This window comes from Aldersonia sp. NBC_00410 (genome assembly GCF_026342035.1).
GTDB lineage: Bacteria > Actinomycetota > Actinomycetes > Mycobacteriales > Mycobacteriaceae > Aldersonia.
Genome location: NZ_JAPENM010000002.1, coordinates 230,436 through 251,306 on the forward strand (window position 1 = coordinate 230,436; position 20,871 = coordinate 251,306).

The following is a 20,871-nucleotide window of genomic DNA, read 5'->3' on the forward strand; positions in this document are numbered from 1 at the left end:
GCACTGCTCACTCAACGGCGGCGTATAGGCCGTTCGCCCGCACCGCCGACACAAGTGGATCCGATGGAGATCTCCACAGCTGCACCACTGCGATCCGACAAGCGTCTGGCGCGGTCCGAGCCGATGTCCGGCCGGACAAATGAGTTGGTGGGTCTTCCTCCCATCCACGCGAGTCCGCCGGAGATCCGCCACAGAGGGAGCATATGTCGAGCACACATTCGATTACCGGTGGGAGCACTGAATCGGCGGAGGGTCGACGATGACCGGAAAGCACGCGCTGATCGCAGAGGCGACGGACACGAGGACCTCCGCAGCGTTACCTCGCAAGAAAAGGCCATCAACAGGTGGGCTCAGGTCAGGTAGGCACCCCTGCGCGGTACCGTCTTTGCTCCCAACGGTCCTTCCAGCGTCCGCTCGACCCGCTTGAGGTAGTCGACTGCCCAAGCCAGGTCTACCCGCCCGTTCGCGTCATAGGCAGTCGCGAGCACAGCGACGACAACGTCATCGAGAACAAGAGTGCACCGCACTGCTCTCGGCGCTCCGAGGACTGCGACGCGGGCGGCTTCTACCAGCTCCTCGATCGCGCCGCCGCGAGTAACCGCGGCGCCGGCAACAACCCGCGGCTCGATGAATTCGATGCGCACGCTCCAGACGATCATGCGACTAACCTCCTTCGAATTGTGGTTCCGACGGCAGTGGTCGACTCGCTTGCGATCTTCCTTCGACCTGCCAAATCATTCGCCGCGCTGGGAGCAACCTGTGGATAACTCACACCGGTGGTGACCGTTCTGTGGATAACTCGAAGAGCCGTTTCGGTAAGTTCGGACAGGATGAGGCCGGCGGATCCACGACATCGCGGGATGACATCTACTGGAAGCCACGTTGCAGCCACTCAACGATCTCACCCTGCAACGGATCAGCGCTGAATTTTCGGCGCTGCGCTCACATGTATGGTCACGAGCCCTACAATCACCGCGCTGCCCGTGGGACTGATCACGTTGGCGACGATCGCAGCTGTCGTTCTGCTGCCGACGTCCGCCTCGAAGGCACCGGTCGCTGGGTGACCCACGAGGACTCCGGATCGGCATTGCCGCGTGGGATGATCGCGATGCATATACCGCTCGGCGACGGAGGAGACGCGAACGGAATGGCCGAGGACCAACGACGCCGAAGCCCGCGTATCGACGACGCCACGGTCGCGCGATGGCGCGAACGTTTCGAAGCTGGCGCCACATTCCGCGAGATAGCGGCGGAAGCGGAGGTAGACCTCGCCACCGTGCGTCGACACCTCGGCAAGACCGGACGTCGCACTGGGCCTCGTGAAATGCCGCTGGATCGGGACTACGTCGCGCAGGTGTTTGCAGAGGAAGGCTCCATCGCTGCTACCGCTCGTCGACTGGGTGTCAACCGGTCCGTCGTGCGTGCTCGCCTGGACTAATACGGCACGACGCGCTCGGCCGCATTGACACGCCTGGCTCAAGGACCGCTCCCCCGGCGCCGAACAACCTTCTGCTTTCGCTTGCAGGAACGTCGCCCACTCTTGCCCTGTCGCTATTGTGTGCTACACTTGAATCATGCAGCCACCCAAGGACTCTCAATCCGACGCCAAGGCCGCGTCCCGTCCGGACGCGATGGTCATGCACACCACGGCCCGCATCAGCGGGGACCACGCGGGGCTGGTGTCGGTGGAGTTCGCGCGAACCAACGAGGCTGTCGTCACCATGGTCTGGGGTGGCATCTTGATGCGGTTCTTGTCGGCAAATGCCGCCCAAGGCGTACTGGAAGGTTTCTCTGCCGCCCGAGGACACCTCGCCCCGCTCGCGGCCCACACCCCGAACCCACGGCTCGACAACGCAAACGAATTCGTACAGACCACACTCGCGCTGAACTGGGTCCGGCGCGCGAGCTACGCGGTCGTGGGGCGCAATGGCTACTCCACCGCGCTCGGCCGCACCGTGCACTGGATCGACCTGAGTATGGGCCCAGTCACCTGGCTGATCATGGACCGAACCGCGTATCACAGCGCTCTCGACATTCTGCGCCGCGCACACCGCACCGCCGCCGGCGTCTGCCTCGACGGTGACACCTACGGCGTCGATCCCACCGAGGACGATTACATCCCGCCGCTGGGGGTGCCCGAAGCCAATCGGCGTCTCCGACCAGGCTCGGCCCGCATCTAACTCACCAGCTCGATCTCCGCCACGCACCGCGAAACGAGACGACCATGACCCTCACACTCACCGACCTGTTCTGCGGCGCAGGCGGATCCAGCAGCGGCGCCATCCAGGTTCCGTCCGTGCGCGTCAGGACAGCGGTGAATCACTGGAAGCTCGCGGTCGAGACGCACAACACCAACCATCCCGACACCGACCACACCTGTGCCGACATCTCCCAGGTAGATCCACGCCGTTTCCCGCGCACCGACATACTCTGGGCCAGCCCCGAGTGCACCAACCACTCGATTGCCAAGAGCCGGAAACCCGACGCTCAGCCGGATCTGTTCGGTGACAGGCTGCCGGATGAGGCGGCCGAGCGCTCCCGAGCCACCATGTGGGACGTTCCCCGCTTCGCCGAACACCACCGCTACGAAGCGATCATCGTCGAGAACGTCGTCGACGCAGTGAAGTGGGTGATGTTTCCGGCTTGGCTGCAAGCGATGGACTTGCTCGGCTACAACCACGAGACCGTGTACCTGAACTCGATGCACGCCCACGCCGGCGGGGCACCCGCACCGCAATCGCGCGACCGCGCATATGTGGTCTTCTGGCGCGAGGGAAACCGTGCACCCAACTTCGCGAAGTGGACGCGTCCGCACGCGTGGTGCGCGAAGTGCGCCACCGACATCACTGCATTGCAAGGCTGGAAGAACCCCGACGTGCGCTGGGGCCGCTATCGCCAGCAGTACGTCTGGCGCTGCCCGAAAGTGTCATGCCGCAACAGCGTTGTCGAACCCGGATGGCTGGCGGCCGCGACCGCGATCGACTGGTCATTGCCGGGCACGCGAATCGGCGACCGCACGAAGCCGCTGTCACCAAAGACGATGGCCCGCATTTCCGCCGGGCTGCGCAAGTTCGCTGCATCGTTCGGTAGTGCTGCCGACCTCACCGCGTCCCCGATCGTCGACGCGCCCGGCGGTCACCAGGAGGCGCTCTTGGTGCCGGTGGAAGGGCGCGATGGCAAGGAAGCCCGCTCGGCCCGAGAACCGATGCGGACAATGACCACTCGCAACGAAACGGGGTTGCTCGTCCCCTACTACGGGACCGGAGTTGCGCAGCTCACCATCGAGCCGCACCGGACGTTCACCACCCGAGACCGATATGCGTTCGTGGTCCCACTGCGCAACCACAACACCCCCAAAGCCGTCTCCGAGCCGTACGACACATTCGCTGCCAGTGGCAATCACCACGGCCTGGCCACCGCCAACATTCCTGACATCGAGGACTGCTCCTTCCGGATGCTCGAGCCCTACGAGATCGCCGCCGGGATGGCATTCGCCAGTGGCTACAAGATCCTCGGCAACAAGCGCGAGCAAACCCGGCAGCTGGAAACGCAGTGACCCCGCCCGCAGCGCGAGACCTGGTGTTCGCCGTAGCGGAATCCCTTGGCGGCGCGGCGTGATTCCCCGGAGCGTAAGTCGCGTCGTCAACGGAGTTCGCATCCGCGGCCGACTTCACCACGGCCTCGACGAGCAGACTCACCGAAGCACGGTTTGCTACAGCCTGCGGACCATAGATCCAGCAGAGCTCGCCGGATTCGCATCGCGGATGAGTGAGCACTACGCAACGAGCGAAAACAACCTGGCCGGCCGGGTCACAGCACACGCCATTGCCGACGCGGCGCGGGAGGCAACGAAGAGTGACGACGGCATCGAAGATCTACATGCTGCGCTTCTCAGCGGAGTGCATGAGTATCGCCGGCTAGCCGACTTCTTCGGCGATCCCCGCCGGCGCGACATCTCCACCCCGGTACGGACATTGGAACTTGACTGCTGCGTGCGTGCCACAGCGGTTGCGACCGAACTCCGCAAGATTGCGGCCGCACTCCTCGTCGAGTTTGCCGATCGTTTGTGATTCCCGCCAGGCGGTCGATGCGTAGCGACTCTCCGCGGAGCTGGCGCTTCCCTAGCCCTGCTGTAGAACCTGCGCGACGCCAGCGGCTGCCGCTGTCTCGACACCCGCATTCGGTAGGTCGACTTCGCCGTCACCGCCGACCACCGTTGGAGCGGCGGCCGTCGAAACCGATTCGGAACTCTGTTCGCCGGGTCGGATCGCGCATTTCATGAGTTCGGTAATCTTCGCGCGCTGTAGCCCAGTCATTCCCACCATCGAGGTAACCGACTCGTTGAGCGTCTTCATCGCGCAGAGCGCTTCGCCGCTGCGCCGATTCAGGTCCGAGACCGCTTGCCGGTAGGCAGCGTGAGCCGCCGAGATCTTCTCGTCACGCTGCGCCGCGGCCATACGCTCGCTGTCCTCCGCAAGCAAGACGATTGCGAGCGCGTCTTCGATCGCCTTCTCTCGTGCCAGCTCGGCCGCTCGTTTTTCGGCGACTACCTTTCGCGCACGTTCGCGCGCGACAACCGCCGGCGCCCGCTTCCTCGCCCCCGTAAGTTCTTCGGACATTTGCCTACTCCTCCCCCAACGAAGATGGTCACTCTCACTCTACCGTCGGTTCCCAGCGAAAGCCGGTAGTCAACAAACCCATTCGAGTTGCGCGTCGCCCGACGACAGATTCGCGATACAACCCCCGGCACTCGGCGATCTGAATAGCTTGCTGTGTAACACGTTCCGTGACCACTCCGCCGCTCAGACAGTTCCTGTTCGCAACTATCCCACCATCCAACACTGAAATCGCTACCGGTCTATTCCACTTCGTCTCATCACGTCTCACCTGTTACACTCACACACACTCTGTCCCACAACATCTTTCGCGCCCTCACACCTCTTGCATTCTGGACCAGACTGACCCAGCTGCGCTATTCTGCACTGGTGACCGTCACCCCAAAGAAGCTTCTCGCTGGGGACGGATACAAGTATCTGCCGAAGCAAGTGGCGGCACACGACAGCACGGAATTGGGCCGCTCGACACTTGACGAGTACTACTCCGCTCGCGGCGAATCGCCCGGGCGCTGGCTCGGCACCGGTTTGTCTGCGTTCACCGACATCGCCGACGGCGATGTGGTCAGCGAGGCGCAAATGAAGGCCTTGTACGGAGAGGGTCGCCACCCGAATGCGGACGCGATCGAAAAGGAACTGATCGCGCGCTACATCGCCGAGGGCAAGAAGCCGCGGGCCGCAGCGCGCGAGGCTTTGAAGGCCACGAAGCTGGGCGCCGCCTACCGTGTCTACACCGGCGCATCCGAGTTTCGGCAGGCGGTGAAGAAGGAGTTCACCGACTACAGCATTGGTCGCGGCGAGCACTGGAACGCCCCGATCCCAGCCGAGGAACGTGCCCGGATTCGCACCGAAATCGCGATGACCATGTTCACAGAAGAGATCGGTCGCACTCCTCTCAACGACACCGAGCTTTCGGGCTGGGTGGCGCGCAACAACAGGCAGCGCACGACGGCGGTCGCCGGATACGACCTGTGCTTCTCCCCCGTCAAGTCGGTGTCGGCTCTGCACGCGATCGCGCCAGGCGAGGTGAAGGAACGTATCGAGCGCGCCAACTGGCTGGCGCTGCGGGACACGCTGGACCACATCGAGAAGAACTACGCCTACACACGAACCGGCACGAACGGGGTCGCACAGGTCGATGTGGAAGGACTGATCGCGACGGCGTTCGTACACCGCGATTCCCGCACCGGCGACCCGGATTGGCACGTGCACGTGGTGATCTCGAACAAAGTGCAGACCTGTGGCCCGGACGGTCAACTGCGCTGGCTCGCGCTGGACGGGACGCCGATCTACAAGAACGCGGTCGCGTTCTCGGAGTACTTCAACACCCGCAACGAGCTGTACCTGAAGGAAGAACTGGGGCTGCGGTTCGCCGAGCGGCCCGGTACCGACCCGACGAAGCGACCGATCCGCGAGATCGTCGGAGTCGACCATGATCTGTGCCGGTTCTGGTCGTCGCGGCGGGAGGCGATCGAGGTTCGGCGCGGGCAGCTCGCTGCGACGTTCCAGGCCGAGCACGGGCGCGAACCGACACCGGTCGAGGCGTACGACCTCGCGCAAGAAGCCAACCTCGACACCCGTCCGGCCAAGCACGAACCCCGCACCGAGGCCGAACAACGCACCGCCTGGCGGGCCGAGGCGATCGAGATTCTCGGCAGCGAGAGAGCCTTGTCGGACATGGTGCAGGCCGCCCTGCACCCATTGCCCGCCGATGCCGTCGTGACTGATGCCGCGTGGGTAGATGCGGCCTCGGATCGGATCATCGCGACGGTCGCGCGGTCGCGCGCACGGTGGCAAGCCAATCATGTGCGGGCAGAGGCGCAGCGGATACTGCGCGCTGCCGAGGTGCCCCGCGCAATGGCGGATGAGCTTGCCGAGCAGCTTGTCTTGGCGGCGCTCGACGAGTCCAGGTCCGTGCGCCTCGATCATGTAGAGGCGATCGTCGAACCTCCCGAACTTCGTCGCAACGACGGTGCCGGGGTCTATACGCGCACGGGTGTGCAGATGTACACCACGGCGGCAATATTGGCTGCCGAAGAGCGACTTCTCGGCGCCGCACGGCGCCGCGATGGGCGCGTCGTGGACCCAGCCACAATCGATGTGGCACTGCTGGAACACCTCGCGAACAACCCCGACCGGCCGCTGAAGAAGGGACAAGAGGCGCTGGTTCGGGAGTTCGCCGGCTCCGGTGCGCGGGTACAGTTAGCTCTCGCGCCGGCCGGGTCGGGCAAGACCACGACGATGAGTGTGCTGTCTCGGGCTTGGATCAGCAGTGGTGGGACGGTGCTCGGTCTCGCGCCGACCGGATCGGCTGCGGGCGTACTTCGTGACGATATCGGCGCCGCAACAGACACGGTCGACAAGCTCACCCACGTACTTGCGAAGATGACATCCGCTGTTAGATCCGGGCGGCCGGTCCGCATCCCAAAGTGGGTGCGCGACATCGATGAGAAGACCCTCCTCGTCATCGATGAAGCGGGGCTTGCGGGGACCGAGAATCTCGACACCGTCGTGCGATTCGCGCTTCAGCGCGGCGCGAGCGTCCGGCTCGTGGGCGATGACCGCCAGCAGTCCTCCATTGCTGCCGGTGGCGTGTTGCGTGACATCGCCGCCGAAGTTGGCGCGGTCACGCTCAACGAGTTGATCCGGTTCGCCAACCCGGCCGAGGCGAACGCCACCCTCGCGCTTCGCGACGGTGATTCGGCCGCACTCGGGTTCTATCTCGACAACCAGCGCATCCACACCGGCGATAGCGCGCACGTGGTCGACCTTGCGTATCGGGGATGGAGTAGCGATCGCGAGGAAGGGCTCGACTCGATCATGCTCGGCCCTACCCGAGAGGTGGTGCGTAACCTCAACGAGCGCGCGCGCCGGGACCGGCTCGCCATGGCAGGCGACACGTCAGTGGGCCGGGTGGTGGTGCTGTCGGACGGTCTGGAGGCGTCTCGCGGGGACGTTGTCATCACCCGAAACAACGACCGGCGGTTGGCATTTTCAGGCACCGACCACGTTCGCAACGGCTACCGGTGGACGGTCACCGACGTCCGGCCCGACGGCGCACTGGACGTTCGCCACGTCAAAAGTGGTCTGCGGACGACACTGCCCGCTGGCTATGTCGCGGCGCACACCGAACTCGGTTACGCCACGACCGGCGCGTCATCGCAGGGCATCACCGCCGACACAGCACACCCGATCTTCCTCGGCAGCGAGACCCGGGAAGACCTGTACACGTGGATGACTCGTGGCAAGCTTGCCAACCACGCCTACCTCACGACCGCTGTCGATGGTGATCCCGAAAAGGTGCTGCATCCCGAAACGTTGATCCCCGCCGACGGGCTCGACCTGCTCACCGAAATCCTCGCCCGGACCGGCTCGCAAATGTCGGCCACAAGCGCCCGCAAGCACTCTGGCGACCCCCGCCCGCGTCTCGCTCACGCGGTATCGGCATACACCGACGCCGTCGGAACTGCAGCCGAATACATGGTCGGTGCGGACGTATTGGACCGCATCGACGACGCCGCCACTGCAGTCTTCGACGGTGCGCGCAGCTACGACCTCACCACCGACACGGCCTGGCCAGTGTTGCGTAGGCACCTCGCCACAATCGCGGCAAGCGGCGCCGATCCGGTCATCGCACTACATGACGTCGCCGTCCCCAGGGAACTCGACAGTGCCATCGACCCCTCCGCAGTTCTGGACTGGAGGCTCGACCCGACAACTGAACACTCCGCCGGTCGGGGACCGCTGCCATGGTTGCGGGATGTTCCGTCAGCGCTGCGGAGCGACCCGCGCTGGGGCGAATACCTGGTGGCACGACGCGCATTGGTGGCCGATCTCATCAGCCAGGTACGTAGTCTCGCCGACGAATGGACCCCGAGTAGCGCGCCAGCGTGGGCGCGGCCGTTCGTTGGCACCGACGCCTCACCGCTGTTGGCCAGTCTCGCCGTCTGGCGATCCGCTATCGGCGTCGATGACCTCGATCGCCGCCCCACCGGCCCCGACAGATACGCGATCGCCGAGCGTCGCTACCAGAAGACTTTGGCGAAGCGAGCCGTCCGGGCAGTCGGGAATACCACTGCCTCGGCGGCACGGTGGAAACCGCTCGCGGACCGCGTCGATCCCCGCATTGCCCGCGACCCGTTCTGGCCGGTGCTGGCCGAACGATTCACCCTGGTCAAACAGATCGGGACCGACATCCACACCATGGTCGCCGATGCGGTGGCCGCAGCGCCGCTACCCGATCAGGTGCCTGCACAGGCCCTGTGGTGGCGCATATCTGCACGCCTCGAACCGGCCGTGCTGCACGCCTTCGACTCTGGTGCCCCGGTCACGCCGCTACGTCCGGAATGGGTGCACGCCCTCGCCGATGTCGTCGGCGAGGACCGCGCACAGAGGGTCATGGCTGACGCGGCATGGCCCAGCCTTGTAGCGGCGGTAGCTGCTGCCGATCCCGCCGAGTGGACACCGCACCAGTTGCTCGGCCTCGCTCACGAGATGGTTATCGGAGCAGGCGACGGGGATGTGCCTATTCGAGTCGACCAGCTCGCGACGGCGCTGTCCTGGCGGGTTGAAGCGGTACTTACCCACGCGCCGGACCGGCTGCCCGACCCAATCGAAGCGCCGCCCCATGACGAAGACCTCGTGCCGGAGCACGGTGAGCAAGCCCCCGACTACCGCGATCACCGCCCGGACGATCTGTGGCTTCATACTCCAAGCGTCGAGGATGTCGACTACCTGGACAGCCTGCAGGAGCGCGAGCCACCCGACGACACCGATCCGCACGAGCTCGAACATGCCAACGAAAGCGACTTGGCTGGTGACGTACTCGCGATCATCGAGGACTGGTCCGCCACCCTGCGTGAACACGACCGGTACTCCGACCTGCCGCCGCGCGAGCGGCTCGACCGATTGCGCGACGACTACGCCGCCGCGCAACAGGGCCAACGCACCCTGCGCGCCGCGATCCTCTCTCCCACCAACGACGGGCCGCACAGCCGTGCCGCAGATCCGCTCATCGTCGCGATGATGAAGCGCGCCGACGCCCAACGCCCCTACCAGGCTGCCGCGCACGAGGCGCTCCACATCTGGCGCGAAGCGGACCGCTCCGCCAAAGCTGCCGCCCGTGCCCTCACCGACGTGCGCCGATGCGCCGCAGACGAACGGGCCGCAGGCAATGACGATGACGCGTTGAGTCTCGATCTCGATGCAACGCTCGCCGAAATCGAGGCCGACTACCACCGCCACCACGCCGAAGCCACACGCGCCGACTACCTCACTGCTCAGGCCGCGCTCGACGAATTCGCCGGGGCCGACGGCGTGGTCACCACCGCCGACGCAATGCACGCGCGTCAGCTCGCGCTCGAACTCGACACCGCCGAACTCACCACTGCCACGCGCGAAACGCGCATCCTCGAAGGGCTCATCCTTCGTGCCGAACGTGCCGCCACGCGTGAACTCACCACGGTCAGCAGCTCCGATGTCCTCGACGGCTCGCCCAGCCTGCTCGGAAGTCCCCGTCCCCCAGGGCGACTCCATCCCACCGGCGTCGATCCCGGCGCCGCGTTCGATGCCGTCCCGTCGCCCAGTCCCGAGCAAGCATTCGGATTCGAGGCAGAGGCCGGCGGCGATGGCGCAGCCGTCCTCAACGACGCGGTGGTCGAGCAGATGCTCTCCGACCCGTTGCGGATGCCGCCCGACGACGCTCTCGACACCTACATCGCCGACCTCGAATCCGGTCTGGATGCGACTGACCCGGACACCCATCCGTGGCCCAGCCTGGCGGATTTCACGACCGATGGACGCAGCGCCGTCGAGACTGTGCTCGCTGCACACCGCGAACTCGACGAGCACTACGCGCCGATCGAACGCGTTCATGAGGTTGAGCAACACCGCAACGACACCGAAACCGCGCTCCGCGCAGCCGAATCACGGCTCGCTGAACTCACCACCCAACGCGGGTACCTCCCGCTGCACAAGCGGCAAGCCCGCCGAGAGCTCGAGGCGCAGATCGCCGCCGTGGCGGCCGAACACCAGACCGTGCGCGCCGCGTTCATCGCTTCCGCCGACGCAGCCGTCGCTGCGGCCCGCAGTGTCGAAACGCCACACGCCCAATGGTGCGACATCGAGCGCCGCGCCACCGACACCACCACTCGCGCCGCCGAACTCGCCGACGCGCACACCCTCGACGCCGAGCGTCAAGCTCGTGTCGACTCCGCCCACCAGCAGCTGGCGAGCGATCGGCGCGACCTCGTTGCACAGCTTGTCGCCGCCCGTACCGAACGGGATCGGCGCCTCGGACGTACCGCCGAGCAACACGCAGCAGAAACCCAGATCCGCGGCGCCGAAGCCGAACACTTCAGTCCACCCGAGGCCACGGATTGGCAAACCGATCCGGGCTTAGACTCCGACGAAGGCCACAAAGTTGACCACGGACCGGAACGCTGAGCTTGTCTCCCCGAACCCAATAGAGCTCCGACGCAGCCTCAAATTGACGGCGGGCGCGCCGTCGACGCCAGTACGCGTCCGTTCTATGATGTGACGGCTTTCAATATGGGGAGGGCCCCCAGATCTGAACCAAGCGACGTGCAAATAGACCACCGGCTGCGTGGCGCGACCGGCGCAGGACCTGGTGCATTTACCCCGTGCGGCTCACCGGCCGGGTAATCGCTCAGGTTTCGGCTACCTAGCGGCAGTTCCGACGAGTTCTAAGCGCGCGGAGGATTTCGGCTCGGTGGGCTGGGTCTGTTCCGTGCAGCGCGATAATCAGACAACCAACCTCACCGAGAGTGCGGATAGCGGCGCAGCCGACCGGAGCGAGCGCGCCGATGAGGAGGGTGTTGAGCGCAATGTCTGTCATGAACATTGCCGCGCGAACGCGCGCACTCCACAGTGCACAACTTATGTGATTTTCGTCACATAAGGGTTGCGACCGGACGTCGTAGTCCAGAAACGGGATGAACTCGCTCCACTCGTTTCCCACAGCCGGATAACGGGACCGGTCAGCTACAGGCCTGTTCTGGGCCAGCCGGACCAGTTAGAGCGCAGCCTGCTGCTCGGCGAACTGCTCCGCGTGCTTCTTCTTCGCCACATCATCAGTGTCGTCATCACGGCACCTTCCTCGCCGAGCATCGCTCACCGTGCCAGGCCGGAAACACCGTTAAGTCCACAGTCCCGGGTCTGGGGAAAGAGCCTCTCGCACCAAACAGATGTTGTTCGTGCTCTTCTGGGTAATGATCTGTGTATGAATTGGCATTCGCCCTATCGAGTCAGCGATCCGGATGGATGGGTTCTACTCGTTTCGCACGCCCCCCGGGTGACGCGTCTGGTCGTATTTGTGCATGGATTCAATGGGCGAGCTATTTCGACGTGGCGCAACGTCGCGGAGGCGAGCGAGCAACGTCAGTGGTGGCGCCAGGCGGACTTGTTATTCGTGGGGTATCCGTCGCTGAAGGACAATGTGACGGCTGTGGCACACCGGTTGCGCAGGGAGTTGCCACGGTTTTATCCGCATCCGTTCGCCGAGGCGATGTACGTTTCTGCCGCCGAACATGGCGGCGACGCGGCGGGAGGCGTCCGGCCCCGCGAAAACGTCGATCCGTATGACGAGCTGCTCATGGTCGGTCATTCGCTTGGCGGCCTGATTGTCAGGCGAGCGCTGTGCGACGAAGCCGCCGAGCTGCAGGACGTCGCACACTCGCCGGGCCGAACCTCGCGGCGGGGTCTTCTCGACGCCCAGGTTCGGCTGTTCAGTCCCGCGAGTGCGGGATTTCGTGCCGCCGGTTTTCTTGGCTTCGCCAAGGCATTCGGAGTGTGGGCAGCGGTTGAACCGTTCCTTCGGCGGGCATCGGCTTACACCGACCTGCAGCCCGGTTCCGTAATTCTCACCGAGACGCGGACGCGAACTGAAAACTTGGTAGCGGCGAAAGGTTACGACGCGTTGCGGCCCCGAATAGTGTGGGCCAGTCCTGACGATGTCGTGATCGGTGAGCGGTATTCCACCGACTGGGTGGATAGCGCGTGGGACGGTAGGACGCATACCTCGGTCTGCAAGTCGTCCGCGGGTCGATTCGAACGTCCTTGGGACTTCATCGAAACAGGGAGACCTTGATGGCCGACACACCACCACCCGCCGCCGCTGCCGCTGCCGGCAACTATCGACTGGCGGTTCTCCGAGCGAAGGTGTTTCGTCCGCTCGCTACGTACCTGAGCGGTATCCCGGGCAGTGATTTCCAGGCCGCGCTTCAGCTCGTCCAGTGGGAACTTATCGATGGCTTTCGACCGGAGGGCGTGGAAGACATCCCGCTAGATGCAGACAACTACCGGGCTCATGCTCAAAACCCCGAATTGTCGCACGTTGCGACCGCAATCGCCCGCGCCACAGATGAGATGGCGTGGGTCACCGAGGGCGAGAAACGCGGCTACTATCCGAGCAGCAATCTGTGGGAAGTCGTCGTCTTGAGTGACGCTTTCCCGGGTGAGCGGTACGAAGTACTTATGTCCCTGGCCAGGAACGTGACCCCGTATGACGTGCGGTGGGGGGCACCGAGCTTCGCGGGTGAGCTTAGTGAGATTGAAGAGGCGATGACGCCGGCGTTCACGGAGTGTGCGAGACTGCTTCACTTCGCCGTCGAGGACGAGTGGCGAGCGGAGTTGTCTCGCGTGAATGGCTTGGCTGCGCAGTTGAAGCGCAGGCCGAACCTTTGTTTGTCGTCGGGGTCAGTCGACAGGCTCTCGTGGGCGTTGTCGGGATTTAACGACTACGGAGTCGTGACGATGCCATCCGGGGCGCCGTCTATCTACGGACATCTTGTGTCCGAGGACTGGTGGAGTCCTGCTTTTCGTAGGCGCTTCAACGAGATTCTGGACTCGCGGCAACGGATTGCGGCCGCAGCACCCTATCTCACCGAGAATCCTGCGGCGGCAGCCACCGTTGAACTGTCACTTCTTCTCGGCGAACAGTCCAGCGAGCAGGCTTCTGCGGCTAGTAGCTTCTTTGCCGTTCCTGAGTACGCCGACCGGACAGTCAAATTCGCGCACGGCGACCTGGGATGGCGGGCCGAGTGAGGATGGGATGTCATTGTATGAATTACAACGCTTATCTCTCGCAGTAGATCTCAGCGAACCCGGAAGCCTGCCGCGGCAAACTGGCTCATCCGGAAATGGAGTGCAGGGTAGGACGTGGTAACCCTGGTCATCGGATTGTGGTCGCTGACCTGAAGTGGGCCCGGGCAGTTGAGGATGCAGGTGTCGAAGCCGCATTCCTGCTACCCGGGGAGCCCTGTGTCAAGCCTGCGTCCTTGCCTGCTGCTGTTGTTGCCGACACGATCGTGCGGACCGTGGAATTGGGGGTGACGATCACCGACGCGGCGCTCGACGGCGACACGACCGTGGTGTTCTGTGATCTGCTCGACGATGGAGCGCGGCAGTGTCCAGGGTGCGGACCGAGGGCATCTACCGCGACACCGTGATCCGCAACGTCACCGACGTGCCGGTGGTCGGCCACCCGGTGCGACTGCGGGTGTGCGTACCGCGCGACCGCTGCATCACCCGTGAGTGTTCGCGGGTAGTGTTCGCCAGCCACAACACCATCGCACGCGCTCGGCACATGCTTTTTTTTTTTTTTTTTTTTTTTTCGCGCGCGGCCACGATGAGAGCGAGCGCCGGCGGCGAAAGCATTGATTCTGGAGTGTTATCCCCTGGCTTCCACGCACATGCGTCGCGCGGCGTGCACGGCGTCGCGTAGTGATTGCGTCCTCGGCGAAGCCTCGCCACGACAGCGGTGAGTCAGCGTTCGATCCTCGATGGGCGGGCCTGAGCAGGTGCGTATGCGCTCGGCACGCAGTATGACTCGACCGCCGATCAGTGGGTGTCCAACGGCGAGCACGACGGTGACTTCCGTGCCTACATGACGATACCGGGACGGTCAGTGGTGGAGGTGCCAACGCTCGGGACGTGGAACCGGTAACCATCAATATCCATCTGTAGCAACACTGTGGCTGGTTCGCGGAGTTCGGTGTTACGCCATCGGTGCAGCAGTTCGTTGATCGGGGCGGGCAGCGCCGCGTTGGAGATGTGGTCGCTCGCGTACCACCGCAACCGCGGCCCGGACTGGTCGGTGACGGTGTAGGGCCGCCAGTCGACGGCGTGACCGCGCTCAACGCGGACGGCGTCGACGAGGACGAGTCCATCGCTGATAGTAGTGAACTGGCCACCTGTGCCCAACTGGAGGCGACGCTCGTCCCAGGCGAGCAGGACCCGGGTGGCGCGGTTGGCAGCAGCAGCCAAGCCGAGCTGCGCGATCGCCTCGAACCCATCGTCACCGCGGGCGTAGGCCCGGGGTGCGACCCGCGCGAGATAGGGCTCCGCAGCGAGGTCGTCGAAGCAGTGCACGACCACCGACAGCACACCGAGACGCCGCTCGATCAGTGTGGTTGCGGTCTGGGTGATGACGCGTCGTTGACGGTCCACACTGGCTAGCACGGCATCACGGCGACGGTCGGTGTTCATGTCGCGGTCCTGCTTCCACTAGTGCGTTGACGTGGGCGGTTCTGACCCGGTTGTAGCACGCGACACCGACAAAACCCGACATGGGGACTCGCCATCACCAAGCGCTTAGCCCGTCGTCGCGCTCGGGTGCGTCGATGCCTTGATCGCGGTCGTACCCGGGCCGCGTGCGCCAGTCGCTGTCCTCGGCACCGGGATCGTGGTCGACCCGGGGGTCGATGAACGCCTGTCCGATCCCCCGCTCCACCACTGGTTGTGCCGCATTCGCGGCGTCGGCAACTGCCTGTTGCCGTCGTTGGTCGTGCAACCGCGCGGCATCGCGTTGCCGCTCGGCCATGAGTTCGCGGACCTCGTCGGCGTTGTCGAGGCCCAGCTCTTCGACGAGAGCCGGCGTGGGGTTGAGTATCAGGCTCCACCCATCCTCGCGGCCTTTGGCATCCAGGCGCGCGGCCCGGGCAGCGTGGCGTGCGAGCGCCTCGGGGCTGTTCTCCGCTTCCCTTAACTCAGAGCGCAATTGGTGCAACTCCGCCGAGAGATCCTGGAGCCGGGCGGCATGCCGGAAGTCGACGCTCGGTGTGTTCTCCAGATGCTGAAGCGTCCGGCGTTCCCGGTCGAGTTGGTACTCGGCTTTCGCCAGCACCGTGGCTGCGGAGGCGGCCATGTTCTCGATCCGCGTTAGGTTTCCGGATGCCTTCGCAGCCGCGGTCTTCGGGTCGACCGACCCGTATAAGTCGTCGGGCTCGTAGGCGCGCGCCGGGAGCGGCAGCCTCTCGAAGGATACGAACAGCTCGCCAGATATTGCCGAACGCGCCGCAATGAGGGAGTGCCCGGCGATCTCGCCAATCGGCCGGGTTACCTGCATACCTTTACTGTGCAGCACGGCGTGCGCGCTGCGCAGCTCGGTGGTCAACGCCTTCGAGGCGTCGGCGCGCCGCAGGTAACGCGTGCCGTCGATCGTGATGACGAAATCTTCGGCGGCGCACCACGCTTGCAGATCGGGTGCAGCGGCGGCGAGGACGCGGATACGTTCCTCGGCGGCCGGCACGACCGACCGCAGCCGCTCGCGGTCACGCTCGATGCTGCGTTGCTGGGCGAAGTGGACATCTGCCTGGGCTTGCAGATCCTGCACCTGCGAGTCGAGTTCGACCTGACGCAGGTAGCGCTGGTCCCCCGTGGCCAAAGCCTTGGTTAGAGCGGCATTTTCGGCGACGGAATCGGCGCCCAGGTCGGGTACACGCCGCATAGAGCGGTCTGCGCGCCGCAGCTGCTCGATGAAGTGCGCCTTGCGGTGCACGGTCTGCCACATCACGGTGTCGTAGGTCTTCTCCGCGACGTAGTTAAGGACACGGACCTGAGGATTCTGGTTACCCTGACGGATGGCGCGGCCTTCGCGTTGTTCGAGGTCGGCCGGGCGCCACGGCACGTCGATGTGGTGCAAGGCAACAATGCGGTCCTGCACGTTCGTGCCTGTGCCCATTTTCTCGGTGGACCCAAGCAGCACCGCCACCCGGCCGTTGCGGCAATCCTCGAACAGCGCGGCCTTCTCGCCAGGTTTCGGGTAATCGTGCACAAACCGGATGACCGCAGGATCCATGCCACCCTCCACGAGGAGCGCTCGGATCGAGTGGTAGATCGACCATTCCCCACCGGATTTGGGTGTGGCGCGGTCACAGAACCCGACTTGCAAACCGCCGAGGATCGGCGAGGACGTTCCGAGCTTGTCTCGATAGGGCAGATCGCAGGTGTCGCGCCAGATTTGGAGCATGGTCTCGGCGACGACCACTGCGCGGATGGTGCCGGGGCCGGCTTGGTTCTCAGCGAGCAGTCCCTCCTCGTCCAGCATCAGCGGTGGGTCGTCGATGTCGAGGTGCACTGCCCGCGGGTCGAGGGAGGCGCTGCGACCGTGGTTTGCGATCACCAACGCGTTGTCGATGTCCGGGCGCGCGACATCGGCGTGGTCGGCGCGCCACCCGAGGTCGGCGATGAAGTCGAGCACTTCCTGGGGCGGCTCGAACCCGATCACTTCGTTGGTGCCGCCGACCTTCTCGGGTAGCCGGGCTGGGACGCGTTCGCGGCCGACGAAGTCGGTGAACACGCTATTGATCGCGATCAGGTCCCCGACGTTGGTGAACTCCCCAACCCGCGTGACCGGGCGCAACCGGCTGCCCGAGGCGTTCAGTTCGACCCGCTCCAGGGTGCTGGTGAACGTGGCGCCCCATTCGTCGATGTCGGAAACTTCGGCGTCGGCGAGCAGGTCGGGACGCAGATATGCCTGCATCACCCACAATTCGGCCAATGAGTTCGCTACCGGGGTGCCGGTCGCGAACGTGGTGACCCGTTCGACGTATTCATCGGCACCGACCCCCGCCGCCGCCGCATGGCGGCGACGCTGGTCGCGCAGGAAGCCGAGCTTCATCTGCAGATCCAAAGCCTGATCCGAGCCTGAGCACGCCAATTCCTGCACTCCGGAGGCGCGGATGAGGTTCTTGAACGCATGCGCCTCGTCGATGAACAAGTAGTCGCAGCCCGAAGATTCGAACGTCAGACCAGTGTCCTTGCCGGCGCTGTCGAGTGCGTCTTCCAGTTTCTCCTGCAGCACTGCCTTGGCCTTCTCGATCGCTTTGACCGACTCGTCATGGCTTGCCTTGGTCTCGTCGAGCGCGGCGATCTGGGTGCGGATGAACTCGATGCGGGTCGAGTTGGATACGTTGACCCGCACGAACACCGACAGTGGCACGATCACCATGTCCCAGTCCTGGGAAGCCGACTGGGCGAGGAATACCCGCCGCATCTCCGCGTCGGTCGCGGCCGCCCCGGAGAGCACGTTCGCTCCGGGATACCACTGCTTGGCTTCTCGGGACAACTGATCGACGATATGGTTCGGAACCACGATCCACGGTTTGCTCACCAGCCCGAGACGTTTGAGTTCCATTGCGCCCATGAACATGGTGCCGCTCTTCCCTGCGCCGACTACGTGATCGAGCAGCACAGTCGGCTCGGACACGATGCGCGCCACCGCATTGCGTTGGTAGTCGTATGGCGCGTACTGCGACCCCAGACCGGGGAAGGCGCGTACCGACCCGTCGTAGACGGGCGCGACGACGGAGTTGAACAGTTCGTTGTAGCGGTCGAGCAGGCGCTCGGTGCGTTCGGGATCGATGCCCAGTGCCCACTCGTTGAACTCCTGGGCGATGCGGTGCGCGCGGGATTGCGCGGCGCGGGTAGCGGCGTCGTGCAGCGCGTCTCCGCCGGTGATGTCGCGGTACTCCTTGGATTTGGTGATCTCGATCGGTTTGCTATTAAGAAGATCGGTGAACATCTCGCGCCAGTCGTAGTCGCCGCGCCGTATTCCGGCATTGGCGACCCCCTGCCGTTCCGCGTCGGACCATTCGAAGTTGAATCGCGTTGAGCCTCGGTATTTCTTCGGCACCAGTGCCCATTTCATGTCCTGCTCGTAGATACCTGGGTAGTACGGAACCTCGATCGACCACTTGCCCGCGGCCTTTTCGATGCTGACCCGGATGTCAGCAGGGATCGCGAACGTGTCGCGCATGAACTGCACATAGTCCGCGGCGGGGATCCAGCCGGTACCCGGTCGCACGCTCACTCCGCCGGTGATCCGCGGCGGCAGCGCCTCGGTCAATGCGTCGACGTTAGCCCGGAATCGGGTGTCGGTTTCGGCGACCGCGGTCGCGTCGGCGAGTTTCTTGTGCACGTTGCCCGACAGGTACCGTGACGCCGGGATCCACACGTGCGGATCCGAGAGACCGCGAAACGCTTTGCCCTCCATCAGGGTTTCCACGTTCTCGACGGTGGTGTCGAGCAGCTCCGCGATCCGGGGCAGGTCCAGGCGGGCGGTCTCGTCGAGGCTGATTGCCATTGCATCCTCGATGGTGTCGGCCGAGGAGCGCACCGCCCGCACCCCGAGCACGTCGGTGTGGAACAGCGTGGCCTTGGTGGCGCGCATCGTGGTCTCGTCGAACTCCTCCAATGCCAGCACGGTGGAGAAGCCAGGATCGGTGCGCAACGCACGCCCCAGGTGCGGATAGGTCTTGTGCGGTTTGCGCGGGTTCTCCCATGCCTGCTCGGACAACTCCGCCACCACATCGGACGGGATCGGCCCGTCGTAGGGCTCGGTCCGGCTGCCCTCGGCGCGTCGCCAGTCGGCGGTGAGCTTGTCCAACGCTTTGGCGTGCTGGACGTCGGTGAGCTCGGCCACCTTCGACCAGCCGAACCGGTTGATCGCGCCATAGCGGGCGACATAGCTGTCATAGCGCCGGTTCAGCTCCGCGCGCAGAGCGTCGCGTTGCTCGGTGGGCAGGTCTTCGCGTTGGGCGGTGATCAATGCACCCGCGACGTCGCGCAGCTCCAGCAGCGCGGCCCATTCCCGGACCTGGCCCGCACCGCGGGTTTTCACCTCAACCCAGCGCTGCCCCGACCAGGACATGATCCGATCGCCCTGCGCCTCGTAGTTCAGGGTGCCCACCGCCGTGACCGGGTCCGTGCGGTCGGCGGCGGCCTGCAGGCCCCGCTCGAAATCTTCGCGGGTCGGTCCGGCCAGCGTCGACCAGCCCGCGTCCAGGCCAAGACCGTCCGCGCAGGCGCGGGTCACGATGGCGATCAGACTCTGCTGCACCTGCTCCGCTAGTTCCGGGCCGCTCGTGCCGGTCACCGTCAACGACTCCCCCGCGTACATTCCGCGACCGACCGTCATGGCGCCCAGCACATGCTCGGGATGATCGGCGTAGTAGGCGTTGGCACGCAGGCCTTGCTCGTCACCGTCGGCGTCGAGGACGGTCACGTTCGCCGAGGTGAGAAACGACTTGGTCTGTGCCGTCATCTCCCGCCCATCCTCGCGGCGGCGAAGCAGCAGAATGTCGGTCACCACCTGGGTGCCAGCCACGCGTGCAAACGCGCCCGCCGGTAGGCGGACCGCACCCACCAGGTCCGCGCGGGCGGCGATCTCCCGGCGCGAGCGCGGGTCGACGGCGTCCATCGTGTAGCGCGAGGTCAGCACCGCCACGTACCCGCCGGGTGCGGTCAACGCGAGCGCCTTGTTGATGAAGTGGTTATGGATAGAGAGCCGCGACGGGTTGTGCGACGGGTCGTGTAACCGGAAGTCGCCGAAGGGGACGTTGCCGATCGTCGCAGTGAACGAGCCTTCCGGGACATGCGTGGTTTCGAAGCCCTCGTTGCGGATCTGGGAACTCGGTTGCAGGGCGGCCGCGATCGCGGCGGTCGTTGAATCCAGTTCCACTCCCACCATCTGTGCGCTCGGCGGTGCGTAGGCCAGGAACGTGCCCGACCCGCAGCCGGGTTCGAGTACCCGTCCGCCCCGAAAACCTGCCCGGTCCAACGCCACCCACATCGCCCGCGCAACGTCTGGGTCGGTGTAGTGCGCGTTGAGGGTGTTGCGCTGGGCTTGGGCCCATCGTGCCTCGTCGAGCAGGCCGCGCAGCTCGTCACGTTCGGCGGCCCATTCGCTTTTGCGCAGGTCGAAGATGCCCGCGGCGGCGCCCCATCCCGACCAGCGCGTCAGAATCTCCTGTTCGTCCTCGGTCGCGTAGCGGTCCTCGACCTCGAGCCGGTTCAGCATCCGCACCGCGGCGATGTTCGCCCGCGCCCGCGCCTTCTCCCCCGACGGGGGCAGCACCGAGTCCACCGGCCGGAAATCCACCGGCTCCGGCAACAGTGACCGCACATTCTGCGCCGCCACGACCGGTTCCACCGGGCCGGGTCCGGTCGGAAGTGCTTC

At 65.0% G+C, this 20,871-nt stretch carries 12 protein-coding genes; 8 read left to right on the top strand and 4 right to left on the bottom strand.

What is annotated here, in order from left to right:
* Nucleotides 1–350: 350 nt before the first annotated feature.
* On the bottom strand, nucleotides 351–659 hold the full coding sequence (locus tag OG921_RS04735) for a hypothetical protein (protein WP_266111222.1): 309 nt from the start codon (nucleotides 657–659) through the stop codon (nucleotides 351–353).
* Between the two features lie 131 nt (nucleotides 660–790).
* Here OG921_RS04735 and OG921_RS04740 point away from each other — a divergent pair, with 131 nt between their 5' ends.
* From OG921_RS04740 to OG921_RS04755, 4 genes are all read left to right on the top strand, one after another.
* Nucleotides 791–1,438 carry a hypothetical protein gene (locus OG921_RS04740; RefSeq protein WP_266111223.1) on the top strand — a complete coding sequence of 216 codons (648 nt, stop codon included), beginning with the start codon at nucleotides 791–793 and terminating at the stop codon, nucleotides 1,436–1,438.
* Between the two features lie 136 nt (nucleotides 1,439–1,574).
* On the top strand, nucleotides 1,575–2,180 hold the full coding sequence (locus OG921_RS04745) for a hypothetical protein (RefSeq protein ID WP_266111224.1): 606 nt from the start codon (nucleotides 1,575–1,577) through the stop codon (nucleotides 2,178–2,180).
* A 44-nt stretch (nucleotides 2,181–2,224) separates the two neighbouring features.
* Nucleotides 2,225–3,556: a DNA cytosine methyltransferase gene (locus tag OG921_RS04750; protein WP_266111225.1), complete on the top strand. Its 1,332-nt coding sequence runs from the start codon at nucleotides 2,225–2,227 to the stop codon at nucleotides 3,554–3,556.
* Nucleotides 3,557–3,764: 208 nt separating this feature from the next.
* Complete coding sequence (locus OG921_RS04755; RefSeq protein ID WP_266111226.1) at nucleotides 3,765–4,070, top strand: hypothetical protein; 306 nt, start codon at nucleotides 3,765–3,767, stop codon at nucleotides 4,068–4,070.
* 51 nt (nucleotides 4,071–4,121) lie between these two features.
* On the opposite strand, the gene OG921_RS04760 is transcribed toward OG921_RS04755, so the two are convergent.
* Nucleotides 4,122–4,619, bottom strand: a complete 498-nt coding sequence (locus OG921_RS04760) for a hypothetical protein (RefSeq protein WP_266111227.1) — start codon at nucleotides 4,617–4,619, stop codon at nucleotides 4,122–4,124.
* A 366-nt stretch (nucleotides 4,620–4,985) separates the two neighbouring features.
* On the opposite strand from OG921_RS04760, the gene mobF reads away from it, so the two are divergent.
* From mobF to OG921_RS04780, 4 genes are all read left to right on the top strand, one after another.
* Nucleotides 4,986–11,057: a MobF family relaxase gene (gene mobF / locus OG921_RS04765; RefSeq protein ID WP_266111228.1), complete on the top strand. Its 6,072-nt coding sequence runs from the start codon at nucleotides 4,986–4,988 to the stop codon at nucleotides 11,055–11,057.
* A gap of 868 nt (nucleotides 11,058–11,925) precedes the next feature.
* Nucleotides 11,926–12,720, top strand: coding sequence for a triacylglycerol lipase (locus OG921_RS04770; RefSeq protein ID WP_266111229.1), 795 nt, complete (start codon nucleotides 11,926–11,928; stop codon nucleotides 12,718–12,720).
* A complete protein-coding gene (locus tag OG921_RS04775) occupies nucleotides 12,720–13,676 on the top strand; it encodes a hypothetical protein (protein WP_266111230.1) in 957 nt (318 codons plus the stop codon). Before OG921_RS04770 ends, OG921_RS04775 begins: the two co-directional genes overlap by 1 nt.
* A 361-nt stretch (nucleotides 13,677–14,037) precedes the next feature.
* On the top strand, nucleotides 14,038–14,355 hold the full coding sequence (locus tag OG921_RS04780; RefSeq protein WP_266111231.1) for a hypothetical protein: 318 nt from the start codon (nucleotides 14,038–14,040) through the stop codon (nucleotides 14,353–14,355).
* A gap of 158 nt (nucleotides 14,356–14,513) precedes the next feature.
* Here OG921_RS04780 and OG921_RS04785 read toward each other — a convergent pair whose 3' ends face one another.
* Nucleotides 14,514–15,119: a hypothetical protein gene (locus OG921_RS04785; protein ID WP_266111232.1), complete on the bottom strand. Its 606-nt coding sequence runs from the start codon at nucleotides 15,117–15,119 to the stop codon at nucleotides 14,514–14,516.
* Nucleotides 15,120–15,213: 94 nt separating this feature from the next.
* Complete coding sequence (locus tag OG921_RS04790; RefSeq protein ID WP_266111233.1) at nucleotides 15,214–20,832, bottom strand: helicase-related protein; 5,619 nt, start codon at nucleotides 20,830–20,832, stop codon at nucleotides 15,214–15,216.
* Nucleotides 20,833–20,871: the final 39 nt, after the last annotated feature.

What these genes read in the sequence shown, in the direction of transcription:
- OG921_RS04745 (WP_266111224.1), top strand. Translation starts at nt 1,575, where the DNA reads ATGCAGCCACCCAAGGACTCTCAATCCGACGCCAAGGCCGCGTCCCGT.
- OG921_RS04755 (WP_266111226.1), top strand. Translation starts at nt 3,765, where the DNA reads ATGAGTGAGCACTACGCAACGAGCGAAAACAACCTGGCCGGCCGGGTC.
- OG921_RS04785 (WP_266111232.1), bottom strand. Translation starts at nt 15,119, where the DNA reads ATGAACACCGACCGTCGCCGTGATGCCGTGCTAGCCAGTGTGGACCGT.
- OG921_RS04760 (WP_266111227.1), bottom strand. Translation starts at nt 4,619, where the DNA reads ATGTCCGAAGAACTTACGGGGGCGAGGAAGCGGGCGCCGGCGGTTGTC.
- OG921_RS04750 (WP_266111225.1), top strand. Translation starts at nt 2,225, where the DNA reads ATGACCCTCACACTCACCGACCTGTTCTGCGGCGCAGGCGGATCCAGC.
- OG921_RS04735 (WP_266111222.1), bottom strand. Translation starts at nt 659, where the DNA reads ATGATCGTCTGGAGCGTGCGCATCGAATTCATCGAGCCGCGGGTTGTT.
- OG921_RS04775 (WP_266111230.1), top strand. Translation starts at nt 12,720, where the DNA reads ATGGCCGACACACCACCACCCGCCGCCGCTGCCGCTGCCGGCAACTAT.